Source organism: Chryseobacterium sp. (assembly GCF_045629545.1).
In the GTDB taxonomy this organism is placed as follows: Bacteria; Bacteroidota; Bacteroidia; order Flavobacteriales; family Weeksellaceae; genus Chryseobacterium.
On sequence record NZ_JAZQRK010000040.1, the window covers coordinates 22,511 to 40,910 of the forward strand.

The 18,400-nt window shown below is 32.4% G+C and carries 17 protein-coding genes; 11 read left to right on the forward strand and 6 right to left on the reverse strand.

The genetic code is table 11. From position 1 onward, the window contains the following. Window positions 1–11 precede the first annotated feature (11 nt). Both ACKI42_RS09180 and ACKI42_RS09185 read right to left on the reverse strand, forming a co-directional pair. Window positions 12–713 (reverse strand): DUF3307 domain-containing protein, encoded by a 702-nt coding sequence (locus tag ACKI42_RS09180; protein WP_407404665.1) that lies wholly within the window; start codon window positions 711–713, stop codon window positions 12–14. A 1-nt stretch (window position 714) separates the two neighbouring features. Then, entirely contained in the window at window positions 715–1,320 is a 606-nt protein-coding gene (locus tag ACKI42_RS09185) for a SatD family protein (protein ID WP_407404667.1), read from the reverse strand. Window positions 1,321–1,821: 501 nt separating this feature from the next. Here ACKI42_RS09185 and ACKI42_RS09190 point away from each other — a divergent pair. Beyond that, window positions 1,822–2,334 (forward strand): hypothetical protein, encoded by a 513-nt coding sequence (locus ACKI42_RS09190; RefSeq protein WP_407404669.1) that lies wholly within the window; start codon window positions 1,822–1,824, stop codon window positions 2,332–2,334. A gap of 18 nt (window positions 2,335–2,352) precedes the next feature. Continuing rightward, window positions 2,353–2,964 (forward strand): inorganic pyrophosphatase, encoded by a 612-nt coding sequence (locus ACKI42_RS09195; protein ID WP_407404671.1) that lies wholly within the window; start codon window positions 2,353–2,355, stop codon window positions 2,962–2,964. A 73-nt stretch (window positions 2,965–3,037) separates the two neighbouring features. Here ACKI42_RS09195 and ACKI42_RS09200 read toward each other — a convergent pair whose 3' ends face one another. Beyond that, entirely contained in the window at window positions 3,038–3,904 is an 867-nt protein-coding gene (locus ACKI42_RS09200; RefSeq protein WP_034757900.1) for an RNA polymerase sigma factor RpoD/SigA, read from the reverse strand. A gap of 155 nt (window positions 3,905–4,059) precedes the next feature. After that, entirely contained in the window at window positions 4,060–4,851 is a 792-nt protein-coding gene (locus ACKI42_RS09205; RefSeq protein WP_407404673.1) for a S1/P1 nuclease, read from the reverse strand. A 260-nt stretch (window positions 4,852–5,111) separates the two neighbouring features. Between ACKI42_RS09205 and ACKI42_RS09210 the strand changes: the two genes are divergently transcribed. From ACKI42_RS09210 to ACKI42_RS09220, 3 genes are read left to right on the forward strand one after another with little or no spacing between them, the layout of a single operon-like run. Continuing rightward, on the forward strand, window positions 5,112–6,053 hold the full coding sequence (locus tag ACKI42_RS09210) for a type VI secretion system baseplate subunit TssG (protein ID WP_407404675.1): 942 nt from the start codon (window positions 5,112–5,114) through the stop codon (window positions 6,051–6,053). Between the two features lie 53 nt (window positions 6,054–6,106). Continuing rightward, complete coding sequence (locus ACKI42_RS09215) at window positions 6,107–7,003, forward strand: TssN family type VI secretion system protein (RefSeq protein WP_407404677.1); 897 nt, start codon at window positions 6,107–6,109, stop codon at window positions 7,001–7,003. Between the two features lie 31 nt (window positions 7,004–7,034). Then, window positions 7,035–8,180: a hypothetical protein gene (locus ACKI42_RS09220; protein ID WP_407404679.1), complete on the forward strand. Its 1,146-nt coding sequence runs from the start codon at window positions 7,035–7,037 to the stop codon at window positions 8,178–8,180. Between the two features lie 183 nt (window positions 8,181–8,363). Here the strand turns inward: ACKI42_RS09220 and ACKI42_RS09225 are convergent, their stop codons facing one another. Next, window positions 8,364–9,017, reverse strand: a complete 654-nt coding sequence (locus tag ACKI42_RS09225) for a metal-dependent transcriptional regulator (RefSeq protein WP_407404681.1) — start codon at window positions 9,015–9,017, stop codon at window positions 8,364–8,366. An 83-nt stretch (window positions 9,018–9,100) separates the two neighbouring features. Here ACKI42_RS09225 and ACKI42_RS09230 point away from each other — a divergent pair, with 83 nt between their 5' ends. Continuing rightward, the gene (locus ACKI42_RS09230; RefSeq protein WP_407404683.1) at window positions 9,101–10,129 is read left to right on the forward strand and encodes a threonine aldolase family protein; all 1,029 of its coding nucleotides are present in this window, start codon (window positions 9,101–9,103) and stop codon (window positions 10,127–10,129) included. 358 nt (window positions 10,130–10,487) lie between these two features. Here ACKI42_RS09230 and ACKI42_RS09235 read toward each other — a convergent pair whose 3' ends face one another. Then, complete coding sequence (locus ACKI42_RS09235; RefSeq protein ID WP_407404685.1) at window positions 10,488–11,072, reverse strand: nucleosidase; 585 nt, start codon at window positions 11,070–11,072, stop codon at window positions 10,488–10,490. 140 nt (window positions 11,073–11,212) lie between these two features. Between ACKI42_RS09235 and ACKI42_RS09240 the strand changes: the two genes are divergently transcribed. The 5 genes from ACKI42_RS09240 to ACKI42_RS09260 all read left to right on the forward strand — a co-directional run bounded on the left by ACKI42_RS09240 (window position 11,213) and on the right by ACKI42_RS09260 (window position 18,397). Beyond that, window positions 11,213–12,256, forward strand: coding sequence for a serine hydrolase domain-containing protein (locus tag ACKI42_RS09240; RefSeq protein WP_407404687.1), 1,044 nt, complete (start codon window positions 11,213–11,215; stop codon window positions 12,254–12,256). A gap of 31 nt (window positions 12,257–12,287) precedes the next feature. Next, window positions 12,288–13,163, forward strand: coding sequence for a GLPGLI family protein (locus ACKI42_RS09245; protein ID WP_407404689.1), 876 nt, complete (start codon window positions 12,288–12,290; stop codon window positions 13,161–13,163). Between the two features lie 163 nt (window positions 13,164–13,326). Beyond that, window positions 13,327–14,370, forward strand: a complete 1,044-nt coding sequence (locus ACKI42_RS09250; RefSeq protein ID WP_407404691.1) for a ligase-associated DNA damage response exonuclease — start codon at window positions 13,327–13,329, stop codon at window positions 14,368–14,370. Then, a complete protein-coding gene (locus tag ACKI42_RS09255) occupies window positions 14,367–15,947 on the forward strand; it encodes an ATP-dependent DNA ligase (RefSeq protein WP_407404693.1) in 1,581 nt (526 codons plus the stop codon). The genes ACKI42_RS09250 and ACKI42_RS09255 overlap by 4 nt, the downstream gene beginning before the upstream one ends. Window positions 15,948–15,949: 2 nt before the next feature. Beyond that, window positions 15,950–18,397, forward strand: coding sequence for a ligase-associated DNA damage response DEXH box helicase (locus ACKI42_RS09260; RefSeq protein ID WP_407404695.1), 2,448 nt, complete (start codon window positions 15,950–15,952; stop codon window positions 18,395–18,397). Window positions 18,398–18,400: the final 3 nt, after the last annotated feature.

Below are 18,400 nucleotides of genomic sequence, written 5' to 3' on the forward strand. Positions count from 1 at the left end.
TTTTAGTTAGATTATATATTTTTTATTAAAATTCCTAATAATATAGCGACACCAAAACTTAGTAATGTGCCTATCAGCACATATTCTGTCAATTTTCTCTGTTTTGCCTGTGCTAAATCACTAAATCTGAAAACAGATTTTGCCGCGATCATAAAACCTACACCTTCCCAGTGACTCATCATAATAAATGTAAACACTAGTAACCTTTCTAAGATTCCTATATATTTCCCTGCATTTGATAATGATTCTGTTTGTAACGATGTACTTGCCTCTGTTATGGGTGACCAAGCAGACAATAAGGTTTTGATCATGATTGAGGTTGGGGTAGTGAGAAATAATACCGCAACGAGTATATTTAAAAATTGTTTGTTTTGTAAAAACTCAAAATTGAAATCTTTATAATAATAGGCAATTCCCAAAATAATGATAACATGGAGCAATTGATCTATGAAAAACCATTTTTTCCTAGTCCTATAATTTTGGAACAAGAGTTTTGCAGCATCAATGCAGTAATGAGAAAACCCAACGAACAGGGCAATCCACCACATTTTCAGATCCCAAAGAACTGCCATTGTGAGTAATATATGGAGTAATATATGAAGATACAGATATTTGCTCTTCAGTTTTTTATTTTCTTTATCAGAAACCCATGAATTTGGCTGAAGAATAAAATCTCCAATAATATGTACCAATATGAGTTGAGTGAAAATCATTTTATAGCTCTGAAATTTTCTTTCTAAAATAATGGTCGGTCTCCACGATAAGATCGTAGTTGGCGCGTTTCAATCTCTGGCTGATGGAAGATTGCGAAATGGTGAATTTCTTTGCCAAATCTTCTTGTGTCATGTCGTTATTCATGATCATCTCATGAATAATTTCGGATGTTGCCATCGTCCACTTATCGAAATCCTTGGAAGACCACTTTAGTAAGATATTTAGGTCTCTATCAATAGAAGTGTTAGATGTTTTGATGGCTACGGTATGTCCATCATTCTTTAGGTCGTTTAGAAGTCTACCAGAATTGACATAAGCAGTTCCGTTGGATTCAGTAATTTTTTCTGAACAAAAATTTTCATCACCAATTCCTATTGCAATTCTGACATCAAGGTTTTCCTGACTTTTTATCAGTGATTTTATCGCTAAAAATCTCCAAAATACATCATCAATTTTGCATTTGAACTGAAATTCGTCGCCTCTGTAGATTTCCCAGGATTGTGGAGTAGGTCCCCAAACCTCAAGAAGTCGCTTTAGCTTGGTAATCCAAACTTCAGTATCTGCTTGTTGCGAATTTATTATATCTCCGGTAATTACCGCTATCATGTAGCAAATATAAGTAAATATACTTATAAACAAGAAATATAAGTAAAATCTCTTATAGATTGCTAATATTAGCTAATACGCTTATATTTTAAATAATGTTAAAATTATCTATTCATCGGGATGTTGATGATAATAATATCAACTTTTATGATTTGAATGTATTTAAATTTTAAATAATATAATTGGATAACAATTTACCAATTTTATAACCAATATTGTCTATTGAAGTCATTAATTTTGAAAATCGAGAGATTTATTAGTGTGAGACTAAAATTTAATAAAAACAGAATAGAATGAAACATCTTTACTACAAAATGTCATTTTTAATAATTATTAAATAATTGCCATTAATTAAATTTACCACTGTTAAAGAATTACGACTCATTATTATTAAAATATTAAATTTAAGCTGAATTGCCAATTCAAGTCATTTTGAGTGAAAAGATTTGGCTAAATACTTTCTAAAATTGCAAAAGAATCGTAATTTTGCGTCCTCAAATTATGACAGAATTAATCCCGTTTTTACCTTACGCTTTTGCGTTAATCATTGCGATACCTTTTTTGGTACTGCTAAGACATTTTGTATACTCCTATGTCAAATTGAAAAATCAAGAATTAAAAATGCTCTCCGTAAAATCTAATTCTGAAAATAAAACCCATTCTTACGAGAGAATGACTTTGTTTTTGGAAAGAATAAAGCCTTCCAACCTAATCCTTAAGTTTGATAAAGATTTGGCAGCACACGAATTTTTATTTTTAACGGAAAAAACAATTAACGAAGAATTTGAATATAATTCTTCTCAACAACTTTATCTAACAAAAAGCTCTTGGCAAAATATAGTAGATTCTAAAATTGCCATCATCGATTTGCTTCATAAAACTTACGAAAGCTTCAGTAGTTCTCCTGATATTGGAGAGTTTAAAACCGTATTTATCATGAATTACATGAGTGAGGATGATTATATTGGAGCAACTATAGAAGATCTAAGAAGAGAAATTTTAATTATCGCTTAATAAAATAACAAAAAAATAATGATTCCAAATTTTAAAGCACACCCATGGCACGGTATCTCTGCAGGTGAAAATGCACCAAATGTAGTAAACGTTTTTGTAGAGATTGTACCTTCTGACACGATAAAATATGAAGTAGATAAAGAAACTGGATACTTGAAAGTAGACAGACCACAAAAATTCTCGAATATTATCCCTGCTATGTATGGTTTTATTCCAAGAACCTACTGTGAAGAGGAAGTGAAAAACTTGGCGGTAGCTACAGGTGCGGTAAATGTAACTGAAGGAGATCATGATCCTTTGGATATTTGTGTACTTAGTTCTCACAATATCACTACAGGTAATATCATGCTAAAAGCAATCCCAATTGGTGGTTTCCAAATGATTGATAAGGGTGAAGCTGATGACAAAATTATCGCAGTATTGGTAGAAGACCAAGTATATGGTCACATCACTGATATCTCAGAACTACCAAAAGCAGAAGTAAACAGATTATTACACTATTTCTTAAGCTACAAAAACTTACCTACTGAGCCAGCAAAAGTACAGATAGATCTTATCTACGGTGCAGAGCAAGCGAAGAAAGTAATTTTGGCCTCTCAGAAAGATTATGCGGATAATTACGGAGGATAATACCTTTTTCGTATAAAAAAAATAGCTGAAATTGAAAATTCAACTTCAGCTATTTTTATCTTTAGACTAGAAATTATTTACCTAAATAAGACTTCAAAATCTTACTTCTGGTATTGTGTTTTAGTCTCTTGATTGCTTTTTCTTTAATCTGACGAACCCTTTCTCTTGTAAGATCAAAAGTTTCACCAATTTCTTCTAGAGTCATTGGATGCTTCCCATTTAGACCAAAATATAATCTTACCAAATCTGCTTCTCTAGGAGTAAGTGTATTCAGAGCTCTTTCTATCTCAATCTGAAGAGATTCTAGCATTAGATCTTTATCTGGACTTGGAGATTCACCAGAACGTAAAACGTCATATAGGTTAGAATCTTCACCTTCAACAAGTGGTGCATCCATGGACAAATGTCTACCAGAGTTTTTCATAGACTCTTTGATATCTTCTTCACTCATATCAAGAACTTCAGCCAATTCTTCAGGAGAAGGTGGTCTTTCGTTTTCTTGCTCTAAGTGTGCATATGCTTTGTTGATTTTATTGATAGAACCAATTTTATTCAGTGGTAATCTAACAATTCTAGATTGTTCTGCTAAAGCTTGCAGAATAGATTGACGAATCCACCATACTGCATATGAGATAAATTTAAAACCTCTTGTCTCATCATATCTTTTTGCTGCTTTCATCAATCCCAAATTTCCTTCATTAATTAAATCTGGAAGTGAAAGACCTTGATTTTGGTATTGTTTGGATACAGAAACTACGAATCGAAGATTGGCCTTAATCAATTTTTCTAGTGCAACTCTATCACCAGCACGAATTTTTTGTGCTAAATCTACTTCCTCATCTGCAGTAATCAATTCTACTTTACCAATTTCTTGCAAATATTTGTCTAATGAAGCAGTTTCCCTATTGGTTACCTGCTTAGTAATTTTTAATTGTCTCATTTATTTTTCCTCAAGCTAGAGTTACATTATATTATACGATAGGATACACAAAAAGGTTACAGAATTTGAATATTTTATTAATTAAAAAGACAAAACCTAAGTTTTGCCTTCACTGTAAGAGAAAATGTACTTACTATTTTGCTGTTTTGTAGCGGTTAAAAAAGATCATTCAATAATTTTGCCAATCTCAATCCTCCATATAAAAGTTGTCTTTCCACAGTTGCATTGAATTTGTATTGATAATCGTAAGCTAATTTTGAATCTGCTGGAGTTTGAGCATAGATTTTATTAGCAATTTGGTGAGAATCGTATAACCAATTTTCTAAGGTGCCAGATTGAATATGCTTTACTTCATCCTTACTTTTTATATCTAATATCTTAGCATATTCTGTATAGCTATATTTTTGCGAATCAATCAATTTTCCGTCCCAAAGAGAGTGCAAATTTGTTTTTTCACCAAAATAGGTGAGATTAATTTTGTTGCCTCCTAAATCTTCAGATCTCCCAGTGTGCATTGGCTGAGCAAGATCTCCCATCATGTGAATCACAAAAATAAGTGCAATTTTTCTGTCTTTTGCAGATGTTTTTACATCTTTAATTTGAGAAGATAAAGTTTTGATCTGTGTGTATAAACTTGTACCAGCCTGAGCAATTAATTTCTCTTCAAAAGATTTGAAATCTGTCTGAGGATCTATATTTACATAATGCCAATCTGCCGTTTTTTTCCAAACACCTGTAGTATCAGATTTAATAAAATCTGGCCAGTTTGCCCAATATGCCAAACGTTCATTACCAAAGATTTTTTTGATCTCCCTTTTTGCTTTACCAGACAAATGGTTTTCACCAATCTCTGCTATTATACGGTGTCCCGTAAGTCCCCAAGCATAAGAATATGCTGACACTGAGACCAACAATAAAAGTAGAATTTTTGAATAAATACTTTTCATTTCTATAAATTTTTTTGAGATGCAAAGATACTCTACCCATTTTAAATAAAATAAAAATTATCGTTTTTATATATAAATTTCTATTCATTATTATTGGTGATTTTTCACTTATTATAAACTTCTAATTGATATAATATTTGTAGTTTTGAAAAAATGAGTAAATTGTAATATGCAATATAGGTTTTAAGTCAATTTTATTTTCTTTAAATGAGGATAAATAGTATCTTTACCTAGATATTTTTCGAACACAAATGATGAATATGTACGACAATAGCATACTGGATATGCATTATAATAAATTACAGACTGATTTCCGTGCAGAGTCTGTGGCTGTAAATTTGCTGAAATACCATAAGTCTGTAAGTAATATATTTATAGAAAGAATTGGCATTAATGACAGAGCCTACCTCAAAGATATCAAAAGCATCTCTAGTCAATATTTGGGATTTGATGAAGAGGTTCTAAGCATTAGGACTTATAGAGAAGGCATCTACGATTATCTACCAGAAGGTTTATTTCATCCGCCATCACTTAATACATCAAGAAAAAATGTAGAAAGTGTAGTAAATGAAATTAGAAAACAGAAGAAAGTAGAAGAGGATGCGAGAAATTTTTTTCGCCCTTTTGAGTTAGAAATATTTTTCACAGAAATCAGTGCTTTATTGAAAGAGTATGATTTTGATCTTACGAGTGACACAGATTCTTTACTTACTATTTTCGGCGAACTTTGGCCGATTTTGAAAATGCTGGATAAAGAGAATGTATATATCTTTATGTATATTTTGCCATTCTTTCATCAAATACGAGGCGATAAAAATTGGTTTGAAAGGTGTATGACATCCTTTCTACAAATTCCTGTTAGAATTACTTTTACTGCTAATATCGTAGATAGAATTGAAGAAAATGACGATTCGATGTTGCTTGGTAATTCTCGATTGGGCATTACAATGATACCTAGTGGAAAACATATGGATGGGGAAAGAAATTGGATTGTGAATATAGGTCCAATCCCTTATAAAGATATGGTGAAATTTATCCCAGGACATCCATTCAGGAAAGTATTACAAGCCCTATATGAATATTGCATACCCTTACATGTGGATGTAAAAGAAAATTTTATCACTGAAAAAAAACAATCATCATTTGTATTGGATAGTGAAAGTAACAGCACTAATAGATTGGGATTTACTACATTCATTTAATACATTAGAAAATATATAAAATATAAAACACAAATAAAAAATTAATTATTAACATGGAAATTGCTTCAATAAAGGGTATATTTTTTAGGTATATATTCGTGCCACTGCTGGCTGTGATTATGATGTCTATATTAGGATTTATAAGACGTAGCCAACCCGCAATAAAAATAAAAGTAATCATTATCTACATATTATTGTGTAGTCTCTGTTTGGCAATACCCGGATTATTTGGGTTCTCTGGCAATTTGTTTAATCCATATTGGTATCTTATTTCTATGATATTCTATTTCTTACTAGGAATCATACACGTCAATCTTCTACACAAATATTTTAAGAAACATATTCCATCATTTGGGAAAAGTGTATTATTCGAGTCAATTCTCTCTATTACATGCGTTCTTTTAGGAAGTTACCTATTCATCATTATTTTTAGAGCTTTAAGTAAAGATCAGGGTTATCCTGAGATGTCAGCTACAAGTTCTCTGATATTCTTTGTTCCTATGGCATTTTACTATTGCTATATACAATTCATCAGTATACCAGTAGATATCTATAAAACATGGCATTACTCTCCAGATCAGAAACTACCAGATTTTGACGGGGTTGATTTTGATAAGCTAATGGTTTTAAATGTAGAACTAAGCAAAAATCTTGAAGACGCAAACCGATTTAGGATTAAAGCTAAAACACTTCCCACAGGGATTAATTTTGGAGATTGGTTTTATCGTGTAGTGGATGACTATAACCACAAAAATCCGCAATCTATCATTAATCTTACTGATGAATCTAAAGAATCTTATTACTGGATTTTCTATACCAAAAAGTCTTTTTTTAGTTTTAGAAAATATATAGATTTTGATCAAGATATCAACACCAATGGAATCTCTGAAAATGAAATTGTCATCTGCAAAAGGGTAGTACAACATGACGAAGAGGGTAAAAAGAAATAAACAAACACAAATTTTATAAAAAGTATTTGATATGATACAACCAATCAAACATTTCGCAATCAATTGGGTAGACGGGATGAAAGTTTCCCAGCAACATCTGAATGATCAGGATAATTTTTTAATAGATACTATTAGAGATGCAAATTCTTTAGCAATAACTAACTTTAACTATGGTTTGTTGCCAATCCCAAATGAGTACACAGATAAAACTATTTTTGAGGTACATAACACTGCAACCAATGATGTGCAATTAGTAATCAAACATTGTAGCGCAGTAACCTTAGCAGGATACAGAATAGAGCTTAACGATAGGAGAGTTAGTGTAAAATCATTGGCTAAATCGCTACAAGTGGAAGAAAACCAAATAGATGGAGAATATTACATCTTGGTTTCTGTAAATCCCTTTGATAAAGTAGCTTTTGGTGATATTGATCCTGAAGAAATTCCACCAAGACATCCAAACTCTCATGCCAATTATCACATAGAACTTTTGCCAGTAAGCACTCTTAACAGTAATTTTTCTGGTGGAAATTATTTGGTGATTGGAAAAGTGGATTTTAAGGGAAACATTACGCAGGTAAATTCAAATTTTATACCTCCATGTACATCGGTGCAAAGTCATCCAGCGTTAGTAGAAAATTATAATAATTTTGCGAAAACAGTTGGAAATCTACAGCAATATGCATTTAAAATAATTCAAAAATCGGCTCACAAAAACCAAAATACAGCTTTAGCGCTGAACGTAAGATCTTTATGTTCAGTAATGATTGAAACGTTTGGAGATATGTATTTCCAATTTAGAAATATTATTCCTCACCAACCACCGATTTTTCTTATTGATAGCTTTGCAAAATTGGCTTTGCGTCTTTATAATGCTACACAGGTTATAGTACCTGCAGAATTAGAAGAAATGCTAAATTATAGTTTGGAATGGAGTGAGATTGCTCCACACACTTTACTGAACCAGCTTTCTACTGTTTCAGAAATTAATTATGATCACCATAATACTGGAGAACACTTGCTACATATACAACAGATGTTGAGAAGTCTAGACGTCATTTTTTCTAAATTAAGTGAATTGGATTATATAGGACAGAAGAAGGAGAATATAATTGTTACAGAACAAGAAGTATCCAATAATAACAATACAAAAAGAGGGTGGAGTGTACTAGATTAAAACGTATATCACTAAATGGTGAATTATCAATCATCTTTCACTTTCTCGATTTAACGGTACTTACAGAGAAATAATGGGCTAAATGGGCTTTAAAAACATCTGTACAAACGCGATTTTGAGCTATCAAAATCGCGTTTTTTATGTCTTAAAAAAAATATAGTTAAATGAAAAGGAGAGGAGCTGCTACCTTTTTACCAAAATTTTGTCCGTTGCTTTTTTACTGAGCACTTCTTTCTTCCCATCAATTTCCACTGTAATCGATTTATCAAAGTCCTCTATCTTTATAATTTTTAGCTTGGTGTTAAGAAGTATCTTCCGCTCTGTCAGATAATTTAAAAAGGCATCATCTGATAATGTTACAGAGGCAAAAACCACTTCTTCATTCACCTTACATCCTGTAAGTTTTTGTAGATTTTGTGATATAATATTGCCATCCTTATCTGGTATAGGTTCTCCATGGGGGTCTATCCTAGGATATTCTAAGATCTCATCCATCTTATCAAAAAACAATGCAGAATGTACATGTTCTAACTGCTCTGCTATTTCGTGTACAGATTCCCATCCAAAATTCATTTTCTTTACAAGAAACATTTCAGTTAGCCTATGTTTTCTTACTACCAATGCAGCTTCTCTTTTCCCTTTGTCCGTAACTATGATGGGCTTGTAGGTCTCGTAGATAATCCAATTTTTATCAGCGAACTTCTTCATCATATTGTTAACGCTCGGCATTTTCACGTTCAAGAACTTGCTGAGTTCGTTAACAGTAACTTTATTTTCATTGTCAGCTAAATGAAACAAAGCTTTTAGATAATTTTCTTCTGTTAATGTTGTTTTCAAAATGTTAGATGATTTTCATTACAAATCTAACAAATTATTATTTAAAATTAATTTTGGAAGTTTAAGTTTTATAAATTTGTGATATGAAATATTCTTTTAAAAACGATTATTCTGAAGGATACCATCCTGCAATTTTGGAAGCACTAATGAAACACAATTTGGATCAGCAGTTGGGTTATGGTGAAGATGTATATTCTAAGGAAGCTAAAAAATTGGTTAATAAAAAGTTGCAGCGAGATTCTCAGATTTATTTTGTTTCTGGAGGGACGCAGGCCAATCTTATTGTAATATCAGCGTTACTAAAGCCTTATCAATGTGTAATATCAGCTGCTACAGGACATATTTTGAACAATGAAACTGGTGCCATTGAAGCTACAGGACACAAAATAATAAGTGTAGAAACAGAAGATGGTAAACTAAAAGCGGAGCATATTATAGCTGTTTTAGAAAATCATCAAAATAAACCACATCAAGTGATGCCAAAACTGGTATATATCTCAAATTCAACAGAGTTGGGAACGATATACAGCAAATCTGAGCTTACAGAATTAAGCCATTTTTGTAGGAATAATGGGCTTATTTTGTATATGGATGGAGCAAGATTAGGGCACGGATTATCATCACACATTAGTGAATTATCTTTGTTTGATATAGGTAATTTGACCGATGTTTTTTATCTTGGAGGTACCAAAAACGGAGCATTACTAGGAGAGGCAATTGTTATCAACAATGAGATATTATTTGAAGATTTCGCATTCAGTATCAAGCAAAAAGGTGGATTATTAGCCAAAGGCAGATTGCTAGGAATTCAGTTTTTAGAATTGATGAAAAATGATTTGTATTTTGAATTGGCTAAAAATGCAAATGTGCAAGCTTTAAAATTAAGTGATTTTCTTAAAACATATAATATTCAATTCTTGGCTGAAACGGTTACCAATCAGGTTTTTCCCATTTTAGATAATTCGTTGATTGATGCATTAGCTGAAAATTTCGAATTTTATATTTGGAAAAAAATCAATGATGAACAATCAGCAATTCGTTTGATTACTTCATGGAATACTTCAGATCAAGCTGTTGAAGATTTTATAGAAGCTATGAAAAAATATATTTAAATAAAATATAAGTTCAGATCAGTTTTTTAAATTTTGTTTAATTGAAAATATCCGTTGACATTTCTGCGGATATTTTTTTATTTTAAAATTGAAGAAAAAGTTTCAAATGAAAAAAGTTAGAAAAATAAATTCAAAATGAAATTTTAAATAAGGAGATACTATAATTTCTAAAAAACAGTCGAAATCCTAATAACTGAGAATCGCCTGTATTTCTTCAACTTGAATAATTATTCATACAAAAGATGAATTTAAGATATAAAACCTAGCAAAACTACAAATTCTAAAAAGTCCTATAATTTATATTATGTTAAATAGAGTATATTTCAACAATTCAAACTTTCTCTTTTTCTTCGTTCTTTTAGTTATTAAATAATATCTGCTCGAATGCCTTGGCCGCCAAAATTACTTGTTCTGCCCAATCGTTCGCAGCGTCGCTTCCAGCATCATCAGAAATATACTTTAAACATAAAAATGGAATTTTCTCATTCATTGCGATTAAAGCTAACGGATAAGCTTCCATATCAATCACATTGTATTCTGTATTGACATGGTTGGTTTCAAAACTATCACCACTGCCACAAATACCTTTCTTAAGACCTGAGAATTCTACACCATGTTCTATAACTGTTGGAATTCCTGATAATGGCGTTTCGAATTTTTTGAAACCCAAACCTTGCGCATCCATATCTCTTTGGATAAACTGCGTACAACAAATCACTTCGCCTTTGCTAAAACCATATCCTCCAGCTGATCCTAAGTTGATAATAAGATCAGGCTTTTTTCTACTAATTTCTTTGGTTAAAGCCACTGTTGCATTTACTTTTCCTATACCAGTTATCAGTTTATTTACATGATTGAAATTGTCACCAGCCTCTGAGTCTAAGGCAAATACGAATAAAATATTATCTAAAGTATATTGTTGTAAGTTGTTGATTTCTAACATGAAAATAGTTGATTTTTTAATAAAATAAGCTGGATAAAATACAGTGAAATGCCTAATATATTGAAAATTTTTAGGTATTATTGTAACCGCTAAATCATTTCTTTTTAGCCATTATAATGCACACAAATTAACAAAAAAATATGCAAAAATTCAAGTCCGTATTTCTGTTATTTCTGATATACCTCTTCCCTATTTCCTGTACATTTGGACAAAAAAATGCCTCTCTATCGCCTAAAATAGATAGTTTAGTAGCTTCAAAAGATCCTACATTTTTTAATGGAGTTATTTCTATTACGAAAGATAATAAATCTATTTATAGAAAAGCTGTTGGATTTAGGAATTTAGAAACGAAGGATAAAACTTTGCAATTGAGTGATCGTTTCGAAATTATGTCGCTCTCCAAACAAGTTTGTTCAGTTTTAATTTTAAATGAGGTTGAAAAGAGTAAAATCAATCTAAATGCGACAATTAAAACATATTTACCCAATCTATCTAGGTCTTGGGCAGATACGGTAACTGTACATCAATTGCTCAATCATACTCATGGCATTGAAAGTTTAGACAAGCCATTATCTTTTAAACCTGGAACGGATTTTAAATATGGAAATCTTTCAAACGTACTGCTGCAGCAAATTTTAGAGAAAGTTACTCATGAAACGTACAGACAATTGGCAGAACAATTATTTGAAAAAAACGGATTGAAAAATACCTATTGTTATCAAAGTGGAAATAATAAGGATTTAGTTGCTGCGCATTTAGTAGACGAAAATACCATAAAAATTCCTTCTAAAACACTTATAAATGAAGGAAATTTGGCTGCAGATGGAATTGTTACCAATGCTGAAGATCTTTTATTTTGGAATGATAAACTTCATTCAGGTAAAATTTTAAGCAAAAAAATGTATCAACTGATGATTAAAAGTTCTGCACAATCACAGCACGATGTTTTTGGTAAGGCAAAACAAGGTTATGGCTATAACATTAGGAATATCGTAGAAAACAAAATCAATTATATAGGACACACTGGTTTGGGTGATGGATTTTCTGCTCTGAGTATATATTTTCCTAAAAGCAAGGTGAATGTTGTTATCTTACAAAATGTGATGATAGAGAATAGTAAATTATATTACTATTACGAAACTGCTATTAAAAATATGATTTTACAAAGTGAATTGATTGATTAAATGCTTATTTTCGACAATAAATTCAAATTTTATGAAAAAATTATTCCCAATTACTGCTTTATTATTTACCTTTTTAAGCTCTAGTGCCTATTCTCAAAACAATCAGTTTTATTATGATTATAAATATAAATCAGATTCTCTCAATCGAAATTTAATTGATAGTGAATTGATGGTTTTGGATTCTTTCAATAATGGATCTAAATTTTATAGTAAACAAAAAGCTAATGCAGATTCTACAAGATCTGCCATTATAAAAGCAGCAATTGCAAAAGGCAGCACAAATATTATGGTGGGTGATATAAAAGATGGTAAAATTTCTGACAAAGTGCTAAAATCTTACCCATCTTATAGCACAAAACTCCTTACTAAAATATCATCTCAGCCCTTAGTTTTAGAAAATAACAATAAGATAGATTGGAAAATTTTTCCAGAAAAAGATATGATTTTAAACTATAATGTTCAAAAAGCTTCAACTACGTTGTATGGTAGAAAATGGGTTGCGTGGTTTGCTTCAGATATTCCTGTTCAAGACGGTCCTAGCCTTTTTTATGGATTACCAGGACTTATTCTTAAAATTGAAGATACTGTTGGTGACCATGCTTTCACATTGGTAAGTACTAAAAACTTGCCTTCTGAGGCGATTTTGGATGATAAAATTAGAAATAATCAAATCGTTGTATCTGAAGAGAAATTTAATAAATTATGGAGAGAATATAAGCAAGATCCTACAAAAAATATGCGTGCTAAGAACTCGGAATACTCAACTGGTGATGTGGCAGTAACTACATCAATGTCATTTGGTGGAAAGACATACTCAGAAGTCGAAATGATAAAAGCAATCGATAAAGAGAGAAGAGATGATATTGTAAAATATAATAACTTTATGTTCCTTAATCTTTACAAATAATTTTTTATCGCAATTGGGTATTTTAGACAATCTTTAAAAATTAGATTTTAATATAATTAAACCTGCTATTTGGTGGGTTTTACTAATCTACAACATAGCCATTTTCCCACTTTGTAATTTGGTTAGATTTTTGAATACACTATCCTACACAAAATCTAAACTATTGAAACTCATTACATTTACTAACAAAGGGATTTATTGTCCCATGGGAAAATTTTATGTTGACCCTTGGAAACCTGTTGATCTCGCCGTAATCACGCATGGACACGCCGATCATGCACGTTGGGGCATGAAAAAATATTTATGCCATCATTTCACGAAGCCTATTTTGTACCAAAGGATTTCTCCTGATATTGAATGTCAGAGTGTAGAATATGGTGAAATAATTAATATGAATGGTGTAAAAGTATCCTTTCATCCTGCAGGACACATTATTGGTTCAGCGCAAATAAAACTAGAATACAAAGGCTATATAGCAGTTATTTCTGGTGATTATAAAGTGCAGTATGACGGCCTCAGTACGCCTTTTGAGTTGGTAAGATGTAATGAATTTGTTACAGAAAGTACATTTGGATTGCCTATTTATAATTGGTTAGAAGTTCCTGATCTTAATAATAAATTGCAAAATTGGGTGCTCAAAAATATTGAAAATAATAAAACTTCTGTATTCATAGGATATTCTTTGGGTAAAGCTCAGAGAATTATGAAAGCTATAGAGGGTTTAGGCAAATTAAATGTTCATTATTCTATTGGTAAATTAAATAAAGCCTTTGAGGAAGTAGGAATTGTATTGCCAGATTATCATATACCCGATTTTAAGGAAAGTTTGAAGCCTCTTCATAAAGAGATTGTCATTTTACCACCTGCGTTGTTTGAAAGTAATATGATTAAAAAAATACCCGATGCTGCTATTGCAATTTGCTCAGGTTGGATGCAAATTCGCGGTGCAAAACGATGGCGAAGTGCTGATGCTGGGTTTCCGATGAGTGACCATGCAGATTGGAAAGGTTTATTACAAACCGTGAAAGCTACAGAAGCAGAATTGGTACATGTGACGCATGGGCAAACGGAAGTTTTTTCTAAATATCTAAATGAGTTGGGAATACAATCTGATGTGGTAGAAACTCTATATGGTAATGACGATGATGACATTGATACCAATAATGATACTCAAAAAGAAATAACCACAAATGATGAAAGCTTATGAAACACTTTGCCGAACTCATCAATGCTATTGAAAGTAGTAATAAAACTACCGCTAAGATTGATGCTATTTTAGATTATTTGGAAAGCGCGCCTGAAGATGATAAAGTATGGTTTATAGCACTTTTCACTGGTAAAAAGCCTAAAAGAAATGTTAACACTGTTCATATGAAAGAATGGGCTTTGGATATTACGGGTCTTCCATTTTGGTTGTTTCAAGAAAGCTATTCGGCAGTTGGAGATTTGGGCGAAACACTATCCCTCATTCTACCGCCTCCTTCTCATAGTATCGAAAAATCGCTTTCCGAATGGATGGAGGAAATTATCGGCTTAAAAATAAAGTCGGATACGGAAAAAAAAGAATTTGTTTTACATTGTTGGGATGGATTAGATTATACTGAACGGCTGATTTTTAATAAATTATTAGGAGGTAGTTTTAGAATTGGTGTTTCTTCTAAAACATTAATCAATGCACTTACCAAATATTCTGGACAAGAAGCGAGTGCGCTGATGCATAGTCTGATGGGAAAATGGGTTCCTGGATATATTACCTTTCAGGAACTTATTGCTGCAGAAAAAGTAAATACAGACAATTCTCGTCCTTATCCTTTTTGTTTGGCTTACCCTTTGGAAAAGGATTTAGAAGATTTAGGCTTACCTAATGAGTGGCAAATTGAACATAAATGGGACGGAATTCGAGGGCAAATAATTAGAAGAAATGATGAAGTTTTCATTTGGTCGCGTGGTGAAGAATTGGTTACCGAACAATTTCCAGAAATTAAAGAAACAGTGCAAGCCATGACAGGAAATTTCGTGATTGATGGAGAAATTTTAGCTGTAAAAGACTATGAAGTTTTAAATTTTAATGAACTTCAAAAAAGATTAAATAGAAAAAATTTAACCAAAAAAATGCTGTCAGAGATTCCTGTAGAAGTTTTTGCCTACGATATGCTGGAACTGGAAGGTGAAGATTTACGTGAGCAACCCATTTCCCAGCGAAGAAAACTGCTAGAGGAATTGATTTTAAAAAATAATCCTCAAAGAATAAAACTTTCTGAGATAATTTCTTTTGAAAATTGGGAAGATCTGGGTAAAATCAGAGAAAAATCTAGAGAACTAAATAGTGAAGGTCTTATGCTAAAACAAAAGAATTCTCATTATCATGCAGGTAGAAAAAAAGGAGATTGGTGGAAATGGAAATTAGATCCTCTGACGATTGATGCGGTATTAATTTATGCTCAAAAAGGAAGTGGCAGACGAAGTGCATATTACACCGACTATAGCTTTGCTGTAAAAAATGGAGATGCTTTGGTTACGATTGCTAAAGCTTATTCGGGACTTACGGATAAAGAAATTATGGAAGTAAGTAAGTTTGTGAATAAAAATGCAATCGAAAAATTCGGTCCTGTTCGTACGGTAAAACCTGAATTGGTTTTTGAAATAGCTTTTGAAGGAATAGGTTTTAGCAGCAGACATAAAAGTGGTGTTGCCCTAAGATTTCCAAGAATTTTAAGATGGAGAAAAGATAAAACAGTGGGTGATATCGATGAATTGGAAGAAATAAAAAAACTAATACAATAGTATTGAAAGCATACGATCAATCTGAAGGGTACGCAATCATCAAAAATTGGATGGCAGAAAAAGGAAATACTCCTTTTGATTTCCAGGTAGAGACTTGGAGAAAATTTGGTAATGGTTATAGTGGAATGGTGATTGCTCCTACGGGATTTGGAAAAACATTTTCGGTATTTTTGGCACTTCTTTCAGATTTTCTTACGCAGCCTGACAAATATAAAAAAGGATTGAAAATGCTTTGGATAACTCCACTTCGTTCCTTGGCAAAAGATATTGCAAAAGCCATGCAAGAAGCCATTGATGAGATTGGACTCGATTGGGAAGTTGGCGTAAGAAATGGCGATACAGACCCTAAAGTTCGTCAGAAGCAGGTAAGAAATATGCCCGATATTTTGGTGGTGACTCCAGAAAGTTTACACTTGCTACTCGCTCAGAAAAACAACCAAAGATTCTTCGTACCAATGCATTGTATAGCGGTGGATGAGTGGCATGAACTTTTGGGATCAAAGCGTGGCGTAATGGTAGAATTGGCTATTGCACAGCTCCTATATTATGTGCCAAAATTAAAAATTTGGGGAATTACGGCAACCATTGGTAATTTAGATGAAGCTTTAGAAGTGTTGATTCCTTACGATGTGAAAAAAACAAAAATTAAAGCAGTAGAAAAAAAGAAAATAGAAATTATCTCTGTCTTTCCTGAAGAAGTAGAAATCTTGCCTTGGTCAGGTCATTTAGGTAAAAAATTAGCAGATAAAGTAGTACCCATTATTCTCAATTCAAAATCTACAATTGTTTTTACCAATACGAGAAGTCAGAGTGAAATGTGGTATCAAATTCTGCTTGATGCTTATCCGGAATTTGCAGGTCAGATAGCCATCCACCACAGCTCCATAGATGCGCACCTGAGAATTTGGATTGAAGAGAATTTGAGTTCAGGAAAATTAAAAGCGGTGGTTTCTACATCTTCATTGGATTTAGGAATAGATTTTAAACCTGTAGACACTGTTATACAAATTGGCTCTGCCAAAGGAGTTGCAAGGTTTTTGCAAAGAGCTGGACGTAGTGGCCACTCACCTTTTGAGACTTCGAAAATATATTGCGTACCTACACATTCTCTTGAATTAATAGAAGTTGCTGCTTTAAAAGAAGCCGTAAAGCAAAAAGTGATTGAACCCAGAGAGCCTTTAGCACTTTGTTTTGACGTTTTAGTTCAGTTTTTGATGACGTTAGCTGTTGGAGATGGTTTCTATCCAAATGAAGTTTTCGAGAGGATAAAGAAAATCTATACATACCAAGAAATTACATGGGAAGATTGGAATCATATGATCAGTTTTCTAACGGTGGGTGGCAGTGCACTAAAGAATTATGAAGAATATCATAAAATTGTAATCCAAGATGACGGTTTACACAAAGTGACATCGCGCAAAATTGCCATGTTACATCGTATGAATATGGGCGCCATAGTAAGTGATGCTATGCTGAAAGTTAAATTTTTGTCTGGTGGATATATTGGTATGGTGGAAGAATATTTCATCTCTAAACTTAAAAAAGAAGATAAATTCATATTGGCTGGACGAGTGTTGGAAGTGGCTATGGTTAAGGAAATGACGGTTTTTGTGAGACTATCTAAAGGGAAAGCTTTTGCACCAAGTTATTTGGGCGGAAGATTACCATTAAGTTCTAATTTAGGACATTTTTTAAGGGAAAAATTAGCAGGAGCAAGCAACCCAAAATCTACAGAGAAAGAGTTGAAATTCTTGCATCCTTTGGTATTAAGTCAAAGTGAAAAGTCTCACATTCCCAAGGAAAATGAATTTTTGGTAGAAATTATCAAAAACCGTGAAGGTTACCATCTTTTTATGTATCCTTTTGAAGGACGATTAGTACATGAAGTGATGGCGGCTCTTGTGGCTTTTAGAATATCTAAACTCATACCTATATCATTCTCTATGGCGATGAATGATTATGGATTTGAGATATTTAGTGATAAAGAAATTCCACTAACTGAAGAGAATATCACCCAAATATTATCAAGAGAAAATCTAATGCTTGATGTGGTGGCAAGTATTAATTCTGCAGAAATGGCGAGAAGAAAGTTTAGAGATATTGCGGTTATATCTGGTATGGTTGTCCAAAATTTTCCTGGAAAACAGAGATCCAATAAATCCTTACAAAGTTCTGCAGGACTTATATTTAAGGTATTAGAAGATTACGAACCCAATCACTTTTTGGTAAGGCAAGCCTATACAGAAGTGTTCAATATGCAGTTGCAAGAGCAGAGGTTAGTTGAAGCTTTTAGAAGAATTGAAAATTCGAAAATTATACTCAGAAGATCTACTACCTTCACGCCTCTGAGCTTCCCGATAAAGGTGGATAGTTTAAGACAAACTTTATCTAGTGAAACCTTAGATGCAAGAATAAAAAAGATAATGGAGCAATCATTAAAGAAAAAATAATTG